The organism is Yoonia rosea (assembly GCF_900156505.1).
Classification (GTDB): Bacteria; Pseudomonadota; Alphaproteobacteria; order Rhodobacterales; family Rhodobacteraceae; genus Yoonia; species Yoonia rosea.
The window spans coordinates 941,638-958,335 of record NZ_FTPR01000001.1 but is presented as its reverse complement, the minus strand read 5'-3'; the positions used below and the strand labels follow the sequence as shown (position 1 = coordinate 958,335).

Genomic DNA, 16,698 nt, shown 5'->3' with positions numbered 1-16,698 from the left:
GAATCGCCCCAATGCTGTGTCCTTTGTGATGCCTGTCGCTGTATTGGGGTCAAACTAGCCCAAGCGCGCGCCAGTTTGAACAGCTATCTGGTCAAAGGGGTGGTCGCGGGCTACCTATTGCCGCCAAGACATTCACACAGATCGGAGAGACCATGACCACACCCGCAGAAATCAAATTCAAAGACGTCGATCTTGAGGCTATCGCCAGTGCTGCGGGCAAGGTTGTTGTCTTTGTCGGGGAGGATGGCAAGCTGGATGCGGGTGCGCGCAAGGTGAACACGCTGACCCGCAAGGCGCTGGCCCGGTTTGTTGAAAGTGCAGCTTTTGAAAAGATGGCTGCGGGCGATGCAGCACCGCTCGGATATCCGGTGGGCATGGCGGCGGTGGCTGTGGTTGTGGTGAAGCTGGGGCGCAAGCCGAGCTGTGCGGATGCGCGCAAGGCCGGGGCGCAACTGGCCAAAATCCAGAACGGTGACGACCTGCTGATCCTTGCCGGTACAATCGCGCGCGCCGAAGAGATTTCCTTGGGCCTCGCGCTGCGGGGGTACACGTTTGAGACCCACAAGACCGCGCCGGCCAAGACGGCTGGAACGGTGACCTTCATGGTGTCCAAGCCCGAAGCGGTTGCGAAAGCGGCCGCACCTTTGGCGGCTGTGGCCGAAGGCGTGTTCTTCACCCGCGATCTGACCAATGAACCCGCCAATGTGCTGACCACGGATGATTTCGCTGCACGGCTTGCGGCGATGCAGGAACTGGGGCTCGAGGTGGAAATCCTCGAAGAGGATGTTCTGGCCAAGCTGGGGATGCGCACGCTGTTGAGTGTCGGCCAAGGATCGGACAGCCCCACCAAAGTGGTTGTGATGTCGTGGAACGGTGGCGGCAAGGAAGCGCCATTTGCGCTGGTCGGCAAAGGCGTGGTCTTTGACACCGGCGGCATCAGCCTCAAACAGCCCGGTGGTATGGAAGAGATGACCATGGACATGGGCGGTGCGGGCGTTGTGGCAGGTGTCATGCGCACGCTGGCACTGCGCAAGGCCAAGGCCAATGTCGTGGGGCTTGTCGGGCTGGTGGAAAACATGCCATCGGGCAATGCGACCCGCCCTGGTGATGTGGTCAAATCCATGAAGGGCGACACGATCGAGATCATCAACACAGACGCCGAGGGGCGTTTGGTGCTGGCCGATGTGCTGTGGTACACGCAAGAGCGGTTCAAGCCTGTGGGCATGATCAATCTGGCCACGTTGACAGGGGCGATCATGGTGGCCTTGGGCCATGAAAATGCAGGGATGTTCTCGAACTCGGATGGCCTGAGTACGTCGATTGCCAAAGCCGCCGCAGCCGAGGGCGAGGGCGTCTGGCGGATGCCATTAGGGGCGGGCTACGACGCCGAACTGAAATCGCGGATTGCGGATATGAAGAACGTTGGCGGGCGCATGGGTGGTGCGGTGATTGCCGCGCAATTCCTGCAGCGGTTTGTCAAACCCGACGTGCCATGGGCACATCTGGATATCGCAGGCACCGCCAGCGTCAAGAAAGAGACCGCACTGGCCCCTGCTGGGGCCACGGGCTGGGGTGTGATGGCGCTGAACCGGTTGATTGCCGACAATTACGAGAAGGGCTGATGGGGGCTGCGTTTTTCTACCACCTGACCGACAGCCCGCTTGAGGCGACCTTGCCGATGTTGATCGGCAAAGCGCGCGGCGCGGGTTGGCGGGTGCTGGTGCGTGGGCATGACGCGGCACTTTTGAAGCGGTTGGACGAGGTGCTGTGGCAGGGCCCAGAGGACGGCTTTCTGCCCCACGGCCTTGCAGGCGGGCCCCATGACGCGGACCAACCTGTGTTGTTGGGCGATGTACCCAGTGACGGGTTTGCCTGCGTCATGAGCGTGGGCGGGGCGGCCGTCAGCGCCGCGGAGGTCAGCGCCGCCGAGCGGACCTGTATCTTGTTTGATGGCCATGATGGTGCCGCACTTGATGTGGCGCGTGGCCAATGGAAGGCGCTGACCGATGCAGGCTGTGCTGCGCAATACTGGGCGCAAGAGGCAGGGCGCTGGACGAAGAAAGCCGAAAAGGAGGGTGGATCCTGATCCACCTTACCTGATGCGCTGATCCGCTAGAACGTGAATGTCGGATCAAACCCTTCGGGCAGCTCGGCGGGCGCGGGCGTGCAGGCCGCCAGAAGCAGCAGGAGGGCGAATGCGCGGATCATCGGTTCAACACCAGCTCACCGTTGGCAATCTCGATCCGGTTATAAAGCCCCAGATAGGTCATCCCCAGCAGCGAATTGTCCATTTCGCCACCGTTGACCACGGCTGGCACATTACGGTCGGTGATGGCACCCAAGCGGACCTGATCCAGCATCACGGGGGCTGTGCGCACCACGCCATTGGCGGTGCTGGCCGCACCCGAGTAATTCAGGCTGTTGGCATCAATCCCGATCCGTGCGGCATCGCGTTGGGAGAGCACGACCTGGCTGGCACCGGTGTCGATGACAAAATCAACCGCTGTGCCGTTGACATCAAGGGTCAGGTGATAGTGCCCGTCATTGCTGCGCGGCACCGCGATGGCGCTTTCGCTCAGGATAGTCTGGCGTGGGTTGACGTTATTGCTGATATCTTCCCACAGCCCGTAAGCTCCGATCACGCCAATAAAGATCAGCGCCCAGATCGCGGCCTGCTGCGCCATTTTGCCCATATTCTTGCGCCCGACCACGATAGCAGAGCCGCCAACGGCGGCCCCCAGAAGGACCAGATAGGTCAGTTGCATGATTTGGTCAGTGGTCATGGCACAGATATAGGCACTATGCGCCGATCCCAAAACCCCGCAGACCATCAAGCACGAATTGCACGGCCAGAGCCGCCAGCAACATGCCCAAAAGACGGGTGACGATGTTCAGCCCGGTTTTGCCCAGCGCGCGTTCGATTGCAGGTGCGGCAAGAAAGGCCAGCAAAACGATCAGCAGCACGACGATGATCACGGCGGCAATCGCGCCCATATCGGCTGCACTTTGGGCTTCGCCTGCCAACAGGATCACGGTTGTGATGGCCCCGGGCCCCACGATGAGCGGCAGCGCCAGCGGAAACACCGATGGATCGTCGTGATGTTCGGCCTGACCTTCGGCGGCATTGTCTTCGCGCCGCGCCTGACGCCGCTGAAAGAGCATATCAAGGGCTGTGAGAAAGAGCAGGATTCCACCTGCGATGCGGAACGCGTCCATCGAAATCCCGATAAAGCCGAGGACCGCTTCGCCCAGAAACAGGAACACCATCATCAACGCGGCCGCCACGAGAAATGCGCGGATGCCGATGGCGCGGCGTTGCTGCGCGCTCATCCCCTGGGTCAGCGCAATGAAGACAGGCGCAAGACCGGGGGGGTCGATGATGATGAACAGCGTGGTGAAGGCTGCGATGAGGGCTGGTATTTCAGTCATGGTCTTGTGTCTGCCAGATGGGGCCGCGCGGTGGCAAGGGCAGGATTGCCTCCGGCGGAAGTTTGAGGGGACGCAGAAAGTCCGGGATCAGCTTTTTTCGGCTTTTTCGAGTTTCTCGAGCGATGCCATCCACATGGCCTCTGCGCGGTCCAGACCGTCCATCACTTCGGCGTATTTCTTGTTCCATGTGGCAAGCTCGCCCGCCTTGCCATCCTCGTAAAGGACGGGATCGGCCAGTTTCTTGGCAAGTTTGTCACGCATCTCGTTGATTTTCTTGACCCGCTCTTCGTTGTTGCGCACCTCTTTGCGCAACGCGGCAATCGCTTCGCGCGAGGGTTTCGGCGCTTTGACAGGGGCGGGTTTTTCCTTTTCGCGGGGCTTTTCCGGCGTCAGCAGCATTTTACGATAGGCGTTCAGGTCGTCATCGTAAGATGTGACATGGCCGTCTTTAACAAGCCACAGACGGTCGGCCACCATGGACAAAAGGTGCATGTCGTGGCTGACAAGGATCACCGCACCGGAATAGGCGGTCAGTGCTTCGACCAGCGCTTCGCGACTTTCGATATCAAGGTGGTTGGTCGGCTCGTCGAGGATCAGAAGATGCGGCGCGGGCAGGGTGGCCAAAAGCAGCGACAGACGTGCCTTTTGCCCACCGGACAGGCGGCCTACCTCGGTATCGGCCTGATCCGCACCAAGGCCGAAACCCGCAAGGCGCGCACGCAATTTGGCCTGGCCTTCATTGGGGCGTTCGCGGAACAGGTGGTCGAGCGGGGTTTCTTCGATCCGCAGCTCATCCACCTGATGCTGCGCGAAAAAGCCGATGCGCAACTTGTTCGAGGTCACCATTTTCCCGCGCGCCAGCGGCAGACGGTCCGAGAGCATTTTCGACAGGGTCGATTTGCCCTCACCATTGCGGCCCAACAGTGCGATCCGGTCGTCCTGGTCGATCCGCAGGTTCAGATCATGCAGCACAATGGTGTTGCCGTAACCCACAGCCGCTCCTTCGGTCGCGATGATCGGGGGCGAGAGTTCTTCAGGCTCGGGAAAGGTAAAGACCGTGCGCGCCGCATCTTCGGGCGCGCGGATCGTTTCCATCTTTTCCAGCATTTTCACGCGGCTTTGCGCCTGTTTGGCCTTTGAGGCTTTCGCCTTGAAACGGTCAACAAAGGCCTGCAAATGCGCGCGCTGTGCGTCCTGTTTTTTGGCCGCTGCTGCCTGCACCGCGCGGTTGGCGGCGCGTTGGCGTGCGAAGGTGTCATAGGGGCCGGTGTAATAGATCAGCCCCTTGTCTTCGAGGTGCAGGATGCCGCCCACGGAGCGGTTGAGAAGTTCACGGTCGTGGCTGACGATCAGCACGGTATGGGGGTATTTGACCAGATAGGCCTCGAGCCAGAGCGCGCCTTCGAGGTCGAGATAGTTTGTCGGTTCGTCCAAGAGCAACAGATCGGGTTCGGAGAACAGCACTGCGGCCAATGCTACACGCATCCGCCACCCGCCTGAAAAAGCGGAACAGGGCATCTGTTGTTCTTCATGCGTAAAGCCAAGACCCCGCAGGATGGTGGCGGCGCGCGCCTCGGCGGACCATGCCTCGATATCGGCCAGACGTGTCTGCACCTCGGCAATGCGGGCGGGGTCTGTGGCGGTCTCGGCCTCGGCCAAAAGCGCCTCGCGTTCGGTATCAGCGCGCAATACGGTGTTGATCAAAGATACCTCGTTACCGGGCACTTCCTGGCTGACGCCGCCAATCTTCCAGCCTTTGGGAATGCTGACACTGCCGGTATCAAGTACCATTTCGCCGCGGATCACCCGAAACAGCGTGGTCTTGCCCGAGCCATTGCGCCCCACAAGCCCGACCTTATGGCCGGCAGGGATGGTGACGGTTGCGTGTTCGACCAGTGTGCGGCCTTCGACGGAATAAGTGATATCTGAAATCTTGAGCATATGCGCGCTATGATTGATCGTCTGGGCGGGGTCAATCACCCGTTTTCTGCTGCCCTACGATTGTTGTGGCTGGTGCCATGAGAGGTGGGTTGCTAAGCGATGGGTATGGAGACGCCGCGCACGATCTTTCTGGCCAGTCTGACCATCGTCGGGTTTGGCATGCTTTGGGGCTTTTACTGGCTGCCGTTGCGCCAGATTGATGCGCTGGGGCTGACGGGGCCATGGGGGACGGTGGCCATTATGGTCATCGCTGTCACGGTGCTGGCCCCGTGGGGGTGGCGGGGCCGGCACGCGTTGCGCCGCTCACATCCGATGGCTGTGGCCTCGCTGATCCTCGGTGGCTGTTCCCTGATGTTTTACTCGCTGGGCCTGCTGTACGGGCGCGTGGCGATCATTGTGATCCTGTTCTATCTCACCCCGATCTGGAGCACGCTGATCGGGCGCTACCTGATGGGGTGGCCGATCACGGGACCGCGCATTGCCGCGCTTCTGGCGGGGGTCGCGGGGCTGGTGCTGATGTTGGGCGGAGATGGTGAATTGCCGGTGCCCCGCGGGCTTGGCGAATGGCTTGGCCTCACAAGCGGGGTTTGCTGGGCCGTGGCCTCGATCGGGATCAAGGTCAAGGCGACGGCGGGGCCAGCGGAAAGCACGTTCCTGTTTGCCGTAGGTGCCTTGGGGGGCGGGCTGATTCTGGCGCCGCTTGTGGCCCCTTTGCCGGATATCGCGGCACTGCCACAGCCCGGTGCTGTTGCCTTTTGGGTGGTGTTGAGTGCCATCCTGTGGTGGGCGCTGTCGATCGTGGGCCTGCTCTGGGCCACGACAAAGCTGGAGCCCGCGCGCGTGGGCATCTTGATGTTCTCGGAGGTGCTGGTCAGTGTTGTGTCAGCATCGGTGATCGCCGGTGAGGTCTTGTCGCCTGGCGAATGGATCGGCGGCAGTTTGGTCTTGATCGCGGGTGTGCTGGAGTTTTTGCCGCTGCGCAAACCACGCCCCGCCTAGGGGCGCGCAATTCACGCCTTTTCACGGACAGATGCGCGTGATAGGGCGCAGCCATCATTTCATCGAGGCATTCGCCTTGTAAATCATCAAGAGGCTCACATGGCTATCCAGCGTACTTTTTCCATCATCAAACCAGACGCGACCAAGCGTAACCTGACCGGCGCAATCACCGCGAAATTCGAAGAAGCAGGCCTGCGCATCGTCGCATCCAAGCGCATCCAGCTGACACTGGCACAAGCGCAGCAGTTCTACGGTGTACATGCCGCGCGCCCATTCTTTGACGAACTGTGCGAATTCATGATCTCCGAGCCGATCGTTGTGCAGGTTCTGGAAGGCGAAGACGCGATTGCAAAGAACCGTGAAGTCATGGGTGCCACAAACCCAGCAGACGCAGCACCTGGCACGATCCGCAAGGAATTCGCGCTCTCCATCGGTGAGAACTCGGTTCACGGCTCCGACGCGCCGGAAACTGCCGCAGAAGAAATTGCTTTCTTTTTCTCCGGTCTTGAACTGGTTGGCTAATTGATGGCGGGCGGGTTCCATCCTGCCTGTCCCAAAATGTGAAAGCCGCCCGTGCCTGATTGGCGCTGGCGGCTTTTTCATGTCTGAGATTTTGTAAATCGATGAGGCTAAGGGACAAAATCGCAGCGTCGGTAGCGTCAGAAAGGCTTGTGGCAGCGCATCATATTTTTTGGTTGAGCGCTGTTAACTAGCAAAGCAGCCTAGCTATTCCCGCCGCCACCACCACTGCTGTTACCGTTTCCGTTGCTGTTGTTCCCGCCACCATTGCTGTTGCCGTTCCCGTTGCTGTTTCCGTTCCCGTTGCCGCCACCGTTACCGCCGTTGCCGCCGCCATTACCGCCGTTGCCGCCACCATTACCGCCGTTGCCGCCGCCATTACCGCCGTTGCCGCCGCCGTTCCCACCGTTGCCGCCGCCATTACCGCCGTTGCCGCCACCGTTACCTGGGGCTTGGGGCGTTGCGCTCAGTGCATCTTCCATTGTTGACGCAAATTCTGTTACGCCGTTCGTGATCGCAACAGAAATGCTGATACCAAGCATGGTCGCCAACGCGGCCACAACCACGAAATCAATAGAGACGACGCCGCGCTCGTCTTCACGGAACGACTTTATAAAGGAAAAGCCACCAGATCTGGCTGATTTGCCTGCAGGCTTGCACGCTAAATGTGCTTCTTCCGGAAATCGTGTCATTTGCTCGGCTCACTCACATACGCGTTAACTCGATGTTAATACACAACATCATATCATGCGAGAATCAAGGAGCGACACGTTGGCGACGAGTGCTAGTGTGTGAAATCGTCTAAATCATGCCCCGAACGCACTATGTTAGCCTTCAGCATGGATACAATGGCGCGTTTTCGGTGCGATTGTATCGATGAGCGGCGCGGGAGGCATGGCATGATTCGTTATTCACGCACTGTTGGCACAACGCCGATTTGGTTCAGGATGCGCTCCAGTTCCGAGCGGTCCTGATCAAAGCTGCCCGCTTTGATCTGGTCAAACTGCTTACGCAGCGCCTTTTTCTCTTCGCCCTTGCAGTCATTCCACGGCCGCCCTTGCAGCGCCATATGCAGCACGTAATAGCCGATGAAATGGGGGCGGGTGCCGCCTTCCAGCATCTTTGCATAAGCCGCATCTGCGCCAAGCGCGCGCAGTTCTTCGGCTGTGGTTATCCCCACAGCTTTCAAAGACGCTGCAAACGCCGGTCCGATATTCTTGATGGAAGTCAGTTCCGCCATCCCCGGATATTAGCGAGGCTGCGAAAAAAGGGCCAGTGAGGTTCCGGACGGCTGATCGGGGAGGGCGATCGGTCCGGGCGTGGCCTCACCGGCCATTGGCGCGCGTGAACGGCTAGATACTCGCGTAATCGGTATAGACGGGCGCTGTCGGTTTGCCCTGTTGCTGCGGTGCCGGTGGTGTTGGTGCTGCTGTGCGGGGCGTTGATGTTGCAGTGGCCATTTGCTGGTCCTTTAGCTTGCTCGTGGGTTGATGATAGGAATGATTGCAGCCACAGCACTAGGGTCCTGTGCCCACAACATGGGGTTGGCGTGACATAAATGTGACCAATTGGGCGGGTTTTAGGATTTTCCGCGCTTTGGCGCGCCGCTGCCGCCTTTGCCTAAGCCCTTGCGCGGCTTCGCTTTTCCGCCCGGCGGGACGAACCTTTTGGACGTATCCTTGGCATTGCCCGCGGGTTTGCCGCCGGGCTTGCCCGCGCCGGGTTTGCGCGGCTTGCTGTCGGCGCTGTAAGGCGGTTTGCCTTTGCCTGCGGGTTTTTTACCGTCAGATTTGCCCTTATAGGGTGGTTTGCTGCGCTTCTCGGTCAGCGCATCACCATGGTCGCGGCGTTCGGGTTTGTGGCGCGGTTTGCGCGCTTTGTAGTCGTCAGCGGCACCGGGGATCGGTTGGATCGCAGGTACATGATCTTGTTGCGATGGCGGCGGGGCGGCCTGATCGCGGGGGGCGTGGCGTTTGGGTTTATCGCCGTAGTCGCGCTTGGGCTTGTCGCCAAAATCGCGCTTGGGCGCGCGCTTCGGGCCATCGTCATAATCGCGCTTGGTCTTGCGCGGACCGCGTTCGCCCAGTTGCGGCGCGCCATCAAGGGCAGTCAGGGTGGCCTGATTTTCCAACTTCATATCGCTGCCGACGCTGTCCAGAAAACCGGGCACAGCAGGGGCTGAGATCTCGATAAAGGTCTCGTTGGGCTGGATGCGGATCGCGCCGATCTCGTTTTTGGTGATCCCGCCGGCCTTGCAGATCATCGGCAAGAGCCAGCGCGCCTCGGCCTTGCCTTCGCGCCCGATATCGACGCTGAACCATTTGGAGGGGCCAAAGGATTTCACTTCGCGCGGGGCGCGTTCCTTGGCGGCGGGGCCATCTTTGTATTCGGAAATGAACTCGGGGGCCGATTGCTTGCCCGCATAAAGGCGCAGGTAGGCCGCGGCGATTTTTTCGGGCGCATGCTGTTCCAGCAGGCGTGCGGCGAATGTGATTTCTTCGTCGGTGAAATCTTCGGACCAGACCGGATCGGTCAGCAGACGCTCTTCGTCTTTGGCCGCAACCTCTTCGGCAGAAGGCGGCAGGGCCCAAGTTGCGGTCAGTTTGCCCCATTTCAGCAGGTTTTCACCGCGCCGCTTCATCTTGGCGGGCACGATCAGCGCAGAGATGCCTTTGCGGCCCGCGCGGCCTGTCCGGCCCGAGCGGTGCAGGAGCGTTTCGGCGTTTGTTGGCAGTTCGGCGTGGATCACCAGTTCGAGGTTGGGCAGGTCGATGCCGCGCGCAGCCACATCGGTCGCCACACAGACTTTGGCCCGCCCGTCGCGCATGGCTTGCAGCGCGTTGGAGCGCTCGGATTGTGTCAGTTCACCGGAGAGGGCCACAACCGAGAAGCCACGGTTTGACAGGCGTGTGGTCAGCCGTGTGACCATCGCACGGGTGTTGCAGAAGACGATGGAATTGGGCGCATCGTAGTAGCGCAGCACATTTACGATGGCGGCGTCGATGTCATGGTTGGCAACGGTCAGCGCGCGGTATTCGATATCGGCGTGCTGGCTTTCCTTGCTGGTCGTCGCAATCCGGACGCCGTCACGCTGATAGGATTTGGCCAGTGTCGCAATCATCGGCGGGACGGTGGCAGAAAACATCAGGGTGCGGCGGGTCGCGGGGGCCTGATCAAGAATGAATTCGAGGTCTTCGCGAAAACCCAGATCAAGCATCTCGTCCGCTTCATCCAGCACGACGGCCTTGATCTCGGACAGGTCAATCGTGCCGCGCATGATATGGTCACGCAGACGGCCGGGGGTTGCGACGACGATATGCGCGCCGCGTTCCAGATGGCGGCGTTCATCGCGGAAATCCATGCCCCCGACGCAAGAGGCCAGCGTTGCACCGGCACCCGCGTAAAGCCACTGCAATTCGCGTTTGACCTGCAGCGCCAGTTCGCGTGTGGGCGCAATGATCAGCGCCTGCGGCGCACTCTGCGGGCCGAACTGGCCCTCTTCGTTCAGAATGGTGGGACCAATGGCCAACCCGAAGCCGACTGTTTTACCTGACCCCGTTTGCGCGGACACAAGAAGGTCCTGCCCGACGAGTGCGTCGTCCGTCACGGCCTCCTGGACGGGGGTAAGGTCAGTATAGCCCTGTTTGGCAAGGGCGTCGGCGAGGGTCGTGATCATAAAAACGTGCTTTCTTCGGCGTTAGACCTGCGCCCTACGCCTGTGTTGGTTGTTTGTATAGAGGGAAATCTGCGATTGCGGCGTCTGTGCATCGGCTAAGCGGTATCGCGATTGCGTGGATATTGCCTCACCCCTGAAAGTGTGGGCAGCCAGCTTTCGCGGCGGTCGGTCCAGAGTTCATAGCTGGGCGCAAAAACATTCGGCTGATCGAGTGCGCCAATATGCACCTCAATTTCATCCCCGCTAACCGCAAAGACCGATGATCCGCAGGTCCCACAGAAGTGACGGTTCTGATAGTGCCGCGTCTTGCCTGTTATCTGCACATCGCCGCGCGCAAAGACAGCGGCGGCAAAGAATGGCGCACCGTGGTGTTTTCGGCAGTGCAGACAATGACAGAGCCCCACGCGCAGGGGCTGTTGCGGGACAGTCAGGCGGACTTTGCCGCAAAGGCAGCCACCGGTCACGGGACGTGTCGTAGCGCTTTCTTGTGGATCAGTCATGATGCGGCGCGTGCTTGGCAAACCACGCGTCAATACGTGTCTTGAGCGCAGACCAGATTGCAGGTGCGCCCTTTTCGACCTTTACACCGACGCGGGCTTGCAGCTGCGCTGCAGTCACCTTGTATTCCGGCCATGTGCCGCCGCCGGATTCCAGATTGGCGATGACGGGCTGCACACGGTCGATGGATTTGGCAAAAATGGCGTCGTCCGTTTCGGCTGCTTCGAACTCATCCCAAAGCAAACGGAACGCTGCGGCTTGATCATCCGGCAAGAGGCCGAAGATACGGGCGGCGGCAGCTTGTTCAATACGGTCCTGGTCTGCGGGATCGTGATCACCGTGGATCGGGTTATCGCCTGCATCAATCTCAACGATATCATGGATCAACAGCATTTTGATCACACGGTCGATATTGACCGGCCGGACGGCATGTTCGGCCATGACCATCGCGTAAAGGGCGATATGCCAGCTATGCTCGCCTGAATTTTCGCGCCGCGAACCATCGCAAAGCGTGGTACCGCGCAGCACCGTTTTGAGTTTGTCGGCCTCATTCAAAAAGGCGAGTTGTGCATCTATGCGCGACATGTTGCGTTCTTAGCCGCGCGACGGGCGCGCGGGCTGAATACCTGGTGGCGGGGTGTCGTCGGTGTCCTCGGACTGCAGGAATTCGTCAAGCGAGCTTAACGCATCGGCAAAGGCCGCATCCTCTTGTGACTGCGGCGCGGCGGGTGCTTCCGGCGCAGCGGCCTCGGGTGCTTTGCCGCCCATTTCGATGGGCTTCGCGCACGCTTTTGTTTGCTCGCCATCAGACAAGAGCCGCGACTTTACCCTTGTTTTCTTGCCGGCGCGTTCTGCCAAAAGCTTGCGTGCGCGCGCTTCTGCGCGCCGGACGCGCACTGCGGTCAGAAAAGCCTCTTGCAGGGTTTGCGAGGAGGAGCCGAGAATTTCACCGATTGTATCAACAATGTTTTCGTCTTCGTTGGCCTTGGCATCTTCCAAAGCAAGATCGGCAAGTTCGCCAGCGACGCGTTCGAGATAGCTATCGGCCATGGTTAGCGTGTGTTCTCTGTTAGACGGCGGCGCACATAGGTCCGCACAGTGTCGATCATCGGGTCCATGTGGGGGTCTTCAAAGAAGTGCCCCGCACCTTCCATCACGTCGTGGGTGACCGTGATGCCCTTTTGCTCGTGCAGTTTGTTCACAAGGTTTACCGTATCCGCGGGCGGGGCCACGCGGTCGTTCGAGCCGTTGATGATAAGGCCGGAAGACGGGCAGGGCGCAAGGAAGCTGAAGTCGTACATATTTGCAGGCGGGCTCACCGAGATGAAACCCGTGATCTCGGGGCGGCGCATCAAAAGCTGCATGCCAATCCATGCCCCGAAGGAGAAACCCGCCACCCAGCAATGTTTGGCGTTGTTGTTCATGGACTGCAGATAATCCAGCGCCGAGGCCGCATCCGAGAGTTCCCCCACACCCTGATCGTATTCACCCTGGGACCGCCCGACGCCGCGGAAGTTAAACCGCAGGACCGTAAAGCCCATGTTGTAGAACGCATAGTGCAGATTATAGACGACGCGGTTGTTCATCGTCCCGCCGAATTGCGGGTGGGGGTGCAGAACGATCGCGATTGGCGCATCCCGGTCTTTTTGCGGGTGATAGCGCCCTTCGAGGCGACCTTCTGGACCAGGAAAAATGACTTCGGGCATGGTATTTCCGTTGCTGCTGTCGGTGCGTTCACATTCTTGACGAAAATGCTCAGACACCTTAGAAAGATTCTAAACTTGGGCGCGGGCCCATGTTGTTGTAGTCAAAGTGACCTAATGACGCCAGCCTGCGCCGTCAATGAAATTGCGCCTGTTTATCTGGGGAAAGCCAATGAAATTAAGCACGAAGGGCCGCTATGCGATGGTTGCTTTGGCAGATTTGGCGTTGCAGCCCGAAAATGCTTTGGTCAATTTGACCGAGATTTCCAAACGTCAGGACATTTCACTGCCCTATCTTGAGCAGCTTTTTGTCAAGTTGCGCCGTGCGGGACTGGTTGATTCTGTGCGCGGGCCGGGGGGCGGATACCGCCTTGCGCGGCCTGCGTCGGACATTCGCGTGGTCGAGATTCTGGGTGCGGTGGATGAAACCGTGTCCGCAATGCACAAAGGTGCGGGGGCCTCTGGCGGGGCGTCGGGATCGCGGGCGCAGTCCATGACGAACCGCTTGTGGGAGGGGCTAAGCGCGCATGTCTATGTGTTCCTGCACCAGGCGCGCCTGTCCGATGTTGTCAGTAACGAGCTTGCCCCTTGTCCTGCTGTACCGGCGTTGTTCGAAGTTGTTGATGAAGAGACTTAAGGGGGCGCTGCCCCCGCGCGTTCCGCGCTCCCCCGGAGTATTTTAGGCAAGATGATGCGATGAGAACCTATCTGGATCACAATGCGACAACCCCGTTGCGGGCCGAGGCGCGGACCGCGATGCTGGCGGCCATGGATGTGGTTGGCAATCCGTCGTCTGTCCATGCCGAGGGGCGCGCAGCCAAAGGGGTTGTTGAAACCGCACGGCAGCAGATTGCCGAAGCTGTGGGTGCATCGGGTGCGGATGTTGTCTTTACGTCGGGGGCGACGGAGGCGGCCGCACTGGCATTGGCAGGGCGTGGGTTGCAGGCCGCCCCGATCGAACATGACGCTGTGCATGCGTGGGTTGATCCTTGTCTGGCGGTTGTCGATGGGGTGGTGCAGGTGGATGATCCTGCCGGATCCTGCGTGCAACTGGCGAATTCGGAAACCGGCATTGTGCAGGATTTGCCGCAAGGGCTGGCGGTCAGCGACATTACCCAAGGATTCGGCAAAGTGCCTTTCGCCTTTTCGTGGTCTGGCGTGCAGATGGTGTTTTTGTCGGCGCATAAATTTGGTGGCCCCAAAGGGGTGGGTGCGTTGATATTCCCGCAAGGGACCGATATCGCAGCACAAATCAAAGGCGGCGGACAGGAAATGGGCCGTCGGTCCGGCACCGAGAACGTCGTGGCGATTGCCGGAATGGGGGCTGCCGCGTTGGCGGCACAGGCCGATCTGGCGGCCGGAAAATGGGAGCGGGTTGCCAAACTTAGAAATATTCTAGAAAGAGCCATTGAGGCCTCTGAAAAGAGCACTATTTTTGTCGGGAAAGGATCGCAGCGTTTGCCGAACACGAGCTGTTTTGCCTCTCCGGGCTGGAAGGGTGAGACGCAGGTGATGGCGATGGATCTGGCTGGATTTGCTGTCTCGGCAGGCTCGGCCTGTTCGAGTGGCAAGGTCAAGACAAGCCGGGTGCTACAGGCGCTGGGACTGAACGATGAGGTGGCATCAAGCGCAATCCGCGTGTCACTGGGCATCGAGACAACTGAGGATGAGGTTTTGCGTTTTGCGCAGGCCTGGAACGAAAAACGGGCGCGGCGCAGGGCCGCTTGAGAGGATGAAAAGATGACAGCTTTGGATACCGTAGAGGTCAAAGAAGGCGTTGATCAGGAGACCGTGGATGCGGTCAAGGAACTCTCTGGCAACTATAAATACGGCTGGAACACCGAGATCGAGATGGATTACGCCCCCAAAGGCGTGAACCCCGATATCGTGCGCCTGATCTCAAGCAAGAACAAAGAGCCCGAGTGGATGACCGAGTGGCGTCTGTCCGCGTTCACCCGCTGGGAAAAGATGGATGAGCCCACATGGGCAATGGTGAACTATCCTGACATCGATTTTCAGGACATCTATTACTACGCGCGTCCCAAGAGCATGGAAGAGAAGCCGAAATCGCTGGATGACGTCGATCCCAAGCTGTTGGCCACTTACGAAAAGCTGGGTATTCCGCTGAAAGAGCAGATGATTTTGGCCGGTGTCGAAGGGGCCGAAGATGCGCCTGCCGAGGGCCGCAAGGTGGCTGTGGATGCGGTGTTCGATTCCGTGTCCGTTGGGACGACCTTCCAGAAGGAACTGGAAAAAGCGGGGGTGATCTTCTGCTCGATCTCAGAGGCGATTGAGAAGCACCCCGAGCTGGTTAAGAAGTACCTTGGCACCGTGGTGCCGCCGTCGGACAACTTTTATGCTACGCTGAATTCTGCTGTGTTTTCAGATGGTTCGTTTGTTTACATCCCGCCGGGTGTGCGCTGCCCGATGGAGCTGTCGACCTATTTCCGCATCAATGCCGAAAATACCGGCCAGTTCGAGCGGACGCTGATTATCGCCGATAAAGGCTCTTACGTGTCCTATCTTGAAGGCTGTACAGCGCCCAAGCGCGATGTGGCCCAGCTGCATGCGGCTGTTGTGGAAATCATCGTCGAGGAAGATGCCGAGGTGAAGTATTCGACCGTGCAGAACTGGTACCCCGGTGATGAGAACGGTGTGGGCGGCATCTATAACTTTGTGACCAAGCGCGCCGATTGCCGTGGCGACCGGTCCAAGGTGATGTGGACGCAGGTGGAAACGGGCTCTGCTGTGACTTGGAAATACCCAAGCTGTATTCTGCGCGGTGATGACAGCCAGGGTGAGTTCTATTCCATCGCGATTGCGAACAACATGCAGCAAGCCGATACCGGCACCAAGATGATCCATTTGGGCAAGAACACCAAGTCGCGGATCGTGTCGAAAGGCATCAGCGCCGGTAAGGCACAGAACACCTATCGCGGGTTGGTGTCGATGCACCCCAAGGCCACGAAATCGCGCAACTATACGCAGTGTGACAGCCTTCTGATTGGCGATAAATGCGGCGCGCACACCGTGCCCTACATCGAGGTCAAGAATAACTCGTCCCGGGTTGAACATGAGGCCACCACATCCAAGGTGGATGATGATCAGCTGTTCTATTGCCGTTCGCGCGGCATGGACGAGGAAGAGGCGGTCGCGCTGGTCGTAAACGGGTTCTGTAAGGAAGTGCTGCAAGCGCTGCCCATGGAGTTTGCCATGGAAGCGCAGGCGCTTGTTGCGATTTCGCTGGAAGGGTCTGTTGGCTAAATATGCTTCCCCTACGTCAACATAACTGTCGTGACCTTGTCACGCTGCGGCCAATTTCTTGCCCCAGTTCAATGCTATTAGGGATTGAGCAATATTTTGGTGGGTCAACAGCCTATGGCGACGCGGAAGTACGATATCAACGATTTCAATGCGCGGGTGAAGAACATCAAAAACCCGCGCAACAAGTCCTATTACGATCCAGATCTGGGAATGCACATTCCCAAGCGCGTTACGCGCGAAAAGATCACAAAACCGCAGGAACCATCGTTTCTGGGCAAGTTTATCGTCTCGATGATTATCGGCGCGCTGGCGTTGCTTTTTGCGCAAGTGGTGCGGGTCCGGTATTTCGGTCTGCTCGATCAAAGCGATGTGGTGTTCTATCTGGAACTGTTCATCGCGTTTTGGGCCATGGTGCTTTTCTCGGCCATGCTGGATCGGCGCAAGATAACCGAGCGGTTCGCGCAGGTCGCGGGTATCGCAGTGATGCTGACCGCAGGGCACAACCTGATCTGGCGCTGGCCCGAACCGATGGCAATGATCTATACCGCGGAATACGTGGATCAGGTCATGGAAGTTACAACACAACATTCCGTTGTGTATCGCGGGACCGTTTTCGGCCTGTAAACCCACTCTATCGCAATGCGAAAACCCTGCGCGGCTTTGCCCGTC

General features: G+C 59.2%; 19 protein-coding genes. 8 read left to right on the top strand and 11 right to left on the bottom strand.

The genetic code is table 11. The features are described from left to right. Positions 1-152: 152 nt before the first annotated feature. Positions 153-1,622, top strand: a complete 1,470-nt coding sequence (locus tag B0B09_RS04625; protein WP_076658549.1) for a leucyl aminopeptidase — start codon at positions 153-155, stop codon at positions 1,620-1,622. Further along, entirely contained in the window at positions 1,622-2,086 is a 465-nt protein-coding gene (locus tag B0B09_RS04620; protein WP_076658548.1) for a DNA polymerase III subunit chi, read from the top strand. The genes B0B09_RS04625 and B0B09_RS04620 overlap by 1 nt, the downstream gene beginning before the upstream one ends. A gap of 26 nt (positions 2,087-2,112) precedes the next feature. On the opposite strand, the gene B0B09_RS04615 is transcribed toward B0B09_RS04620, so the two are convergent. The 4 genes from B0B09_RS04615 to B0B09_RS04600 all read right to left on the bottom strand — a co-directional run bounded on the left by B0B09_RS04615 (position 2,113) and on the right by B0B09_RS04600 (position 5,370). Then, the gene (locus B0B09_RS04615; RefSeq protein WP_055292941.1) at positions 2,113-2,208 is read right to left on the bottom strand and encodes a hypothetical protein; all 96 of its coding nucleotides are present in this window, start codon (positions 2,206-2,208) and stop codon (positions 2,113-2,115) included. Further along, positions 2,205-2,783: a retropepsin-like aspartic protease family protein gene (locus B0B09_RS04610; protein ID WP_076659796.1), complete on the bottom strand. Its 579-nt coding sequence runs from the start codon at positions 2,781-2,783 to the stop codon at positions 2,205-2,207. The genes B0B09_RS04615 and B0B09_RS04610 overlap by 4 nt, the downstream gene beginning before the upstream one ends. 16 nt (positions 2,784-2,799) lie before the next feature. Beyond that, a complete protein-coding gene (locus B0B09_RS04605) occupies positions 2,800-3,429 on the bottom strand; it encodes a MarC family protein (protein ID WP_055292940.1) in 630 nt (209 codons plus the stop codon). A gap of 87 nt (positions 3,430-3,516) precedes the next feature. Continuing rightward, the gene (locus B0B09_RS04600; RefSeq protein ID WP_076659795.1) at positions 3,517-5,370 is read right to left on the bottom strand and encodes an ABC-F family ATP-binding cassette domain-containing protein; all 1,854 of its coding nucleotides are present in this window, start codon (positions 5,368-5,370) and stop codon (positions 3,517-3,519) included. 105 nt (positions 5,371-5,475) lie between these two features. Here B0B09_RS04600 and B0B09_RS04595 point away from each other — a divergent pair, with 105 nt between their 5' ends. Together B0B09_RS04595 and ndk are read left to right on the top strand one after the other, a co-directional pair. Further along, the gene (locus B0B09_RS04595; protein WP_076659794.1) at positions 5,476-6,369 is read left to right on the top strand and encodes a DMT family transporter; all 894 of its coding nucleotides are present in this window, start codon (positions 5,476-5,478) and stop codon (positions 6,367-6,369) included. A 99-nt stretch (positions 6,370-6,468) separates the two neighbouring features. Further along, positions 6,469-6,891 carry a nucleoside-diphosphate kinase gene (ndk, locus tag B0B09_RS04590; RefSeq protein ID WP_055292939.1) on the top strand — a complete coding sequence of 141 codons (423 nt, stop codon included), beginning with the start codon at positions 6,469-6,471 and terminating at the stop codon, positions 6,889-6,891. Positions 6,892-7,091: 200 nt separating this feature from the next. On the opposite strand, the gene B0B09_RS18055 is transcribed toward ndk, so the two are convergent. From B0B09_RS18055 to B0B09_RS04555, 7 genes are all read right to left on the bottom strand, one after another. Then, on the bottom strand, positions 7,092-7,580 hold the full coding sequence (locus B0B09_RS18055) for a hypothetical protein (RefSeq protein WP_207552131.1): 489 nt from the start codon (positions 7,578-7,580) through the stop codon (positions 7,092-7,094). A gap of 215 nt (positions 7,581-7,795) precedes the next feature. Beyond that, positions 7,796-8,128: a TfoX/Sxy family protein gene (locus B0B09_RS04580; RefSeq protein ID WP_076658547.1), complete on the bottom strand. Its 333-nt coding sequence runs from the start codon at positions 8,126-8,128 to the stop codon at positions 7,796-7,798. A gap of 339 nt (positions 8,129-8,467) precedes the next feature. After that, positions 8,468-10,564, bottom strand: coding sequence for a DEAD/DEAH box helicase (locus B0B09_RS04575; RefSeq protein WP_076658546.1), 2,097 nt, complete (start codon positions 10,562-10,564; stop codon positions 8,468-8,470). Positions 10,565-10,659: 95 nt separating this feature from the next. After that, positions 10,660-11,064 carry a GFA family protein gene (locus B0B09_RS04570; RefSeq protein ID WP_076658545.1) on the bottom strand — a complete coding sequence of 135 codons (405 nt, stop codon included), beginning with the start codon at positions 11,062-11,064 and terminating at the stop codon, positions 10,660-10,662. Further along, entirely contained in the window at positions 11,057-11,647 is a 591-nt protein-coding gene (locus B0B09_RS04565) for an HD domain-containing protein (protein ID WP_076658544.1), read from the bottom strand. The genes B0B09_RS04570 and B0B09_RS04565 overlap by 8 nt, the downstream gene beginning before the upstream one ends. A gap of 9 nt (positions 11,648-11,656) precedes the next feature. Further along, on the bottom strand, positions 11,657-12,112 hold the full coding sequence (locus B0B09_RS18095; RefSeq protein WP_076658543.1) for a hypothetical protein: 456 nt from the start codon (positions 12,110-12,112) through the stop codon (positions 11,657-11,659). Positions 12,113-12,114: 2 nt separating this feature from the next. Next, a complete protein-coding gene (locus B0B09_RS04555; RefSeq protein ID WP_055292934.1) occupies positions 12,115-12,768 on the bottom strand; it encodes an alpha/beta hydrolase in 654 nt (217 codons plus the stop codon). Between the two features lie 169 nt (positions 12,769-12,937). Between B0B09_RS04555 and iscR the strand changes: the two genes are divergently transcribed. The 4 genes from iscR (at position 12,938) to B0B09_RS04535 (ending at position 16,653) form a co-directional block, all read left to right on the top strand. Then, positions 12,938-13,402 carry a Fe-S cluster assembly transcriptional regulator IscR gene (iscR, locus tag B0B09_RS04550; protein ID WP_055292933.1) on the top strand — a complete coding sequence of 155 codons (465 nt, stop codon included), beginning with the start codon at positions 12,938-12,940 and terminating at the stop codon, positions 13,400-13,402. 59 nt (positions 13,403-13,461) lie between these two features. Beyond that, entirely contained in the window at positions 13,462-14,493 is a 1,032-nt protein-coding gene (locus B0B09_RS04545) for a cysteine desulfurase family protein (protein WP_076658542.1), read from the top strand. 12 nt (positions 14,494-14,505) lie between these two features. After that, entirely contained in the window at positions 14,506-16,029 is a 1,524-nt protein-coding gene (sufB, locus tag B0B09_RS04540) for a Fe-S cluster assembly protein SufB (RefSeq protein ID WP_055292931.1), read from the top strand. A 114-nt stretch (positions 16,030-16,143) separates the two neighbouring features. After that, the gene (locus B0B09_RS04535) at positions 16,144-16,653 is read left to right on the top strand and encodes a hypothetical protein (protein WP_076658541.1); all 510 of its coding nucleotides are present in this window, start codon (positions 16,144-16,146) and stop codon (positions 16,651-16,653) included. Positions 16,654-16,698: the final 45 nt, after the last annotated feature.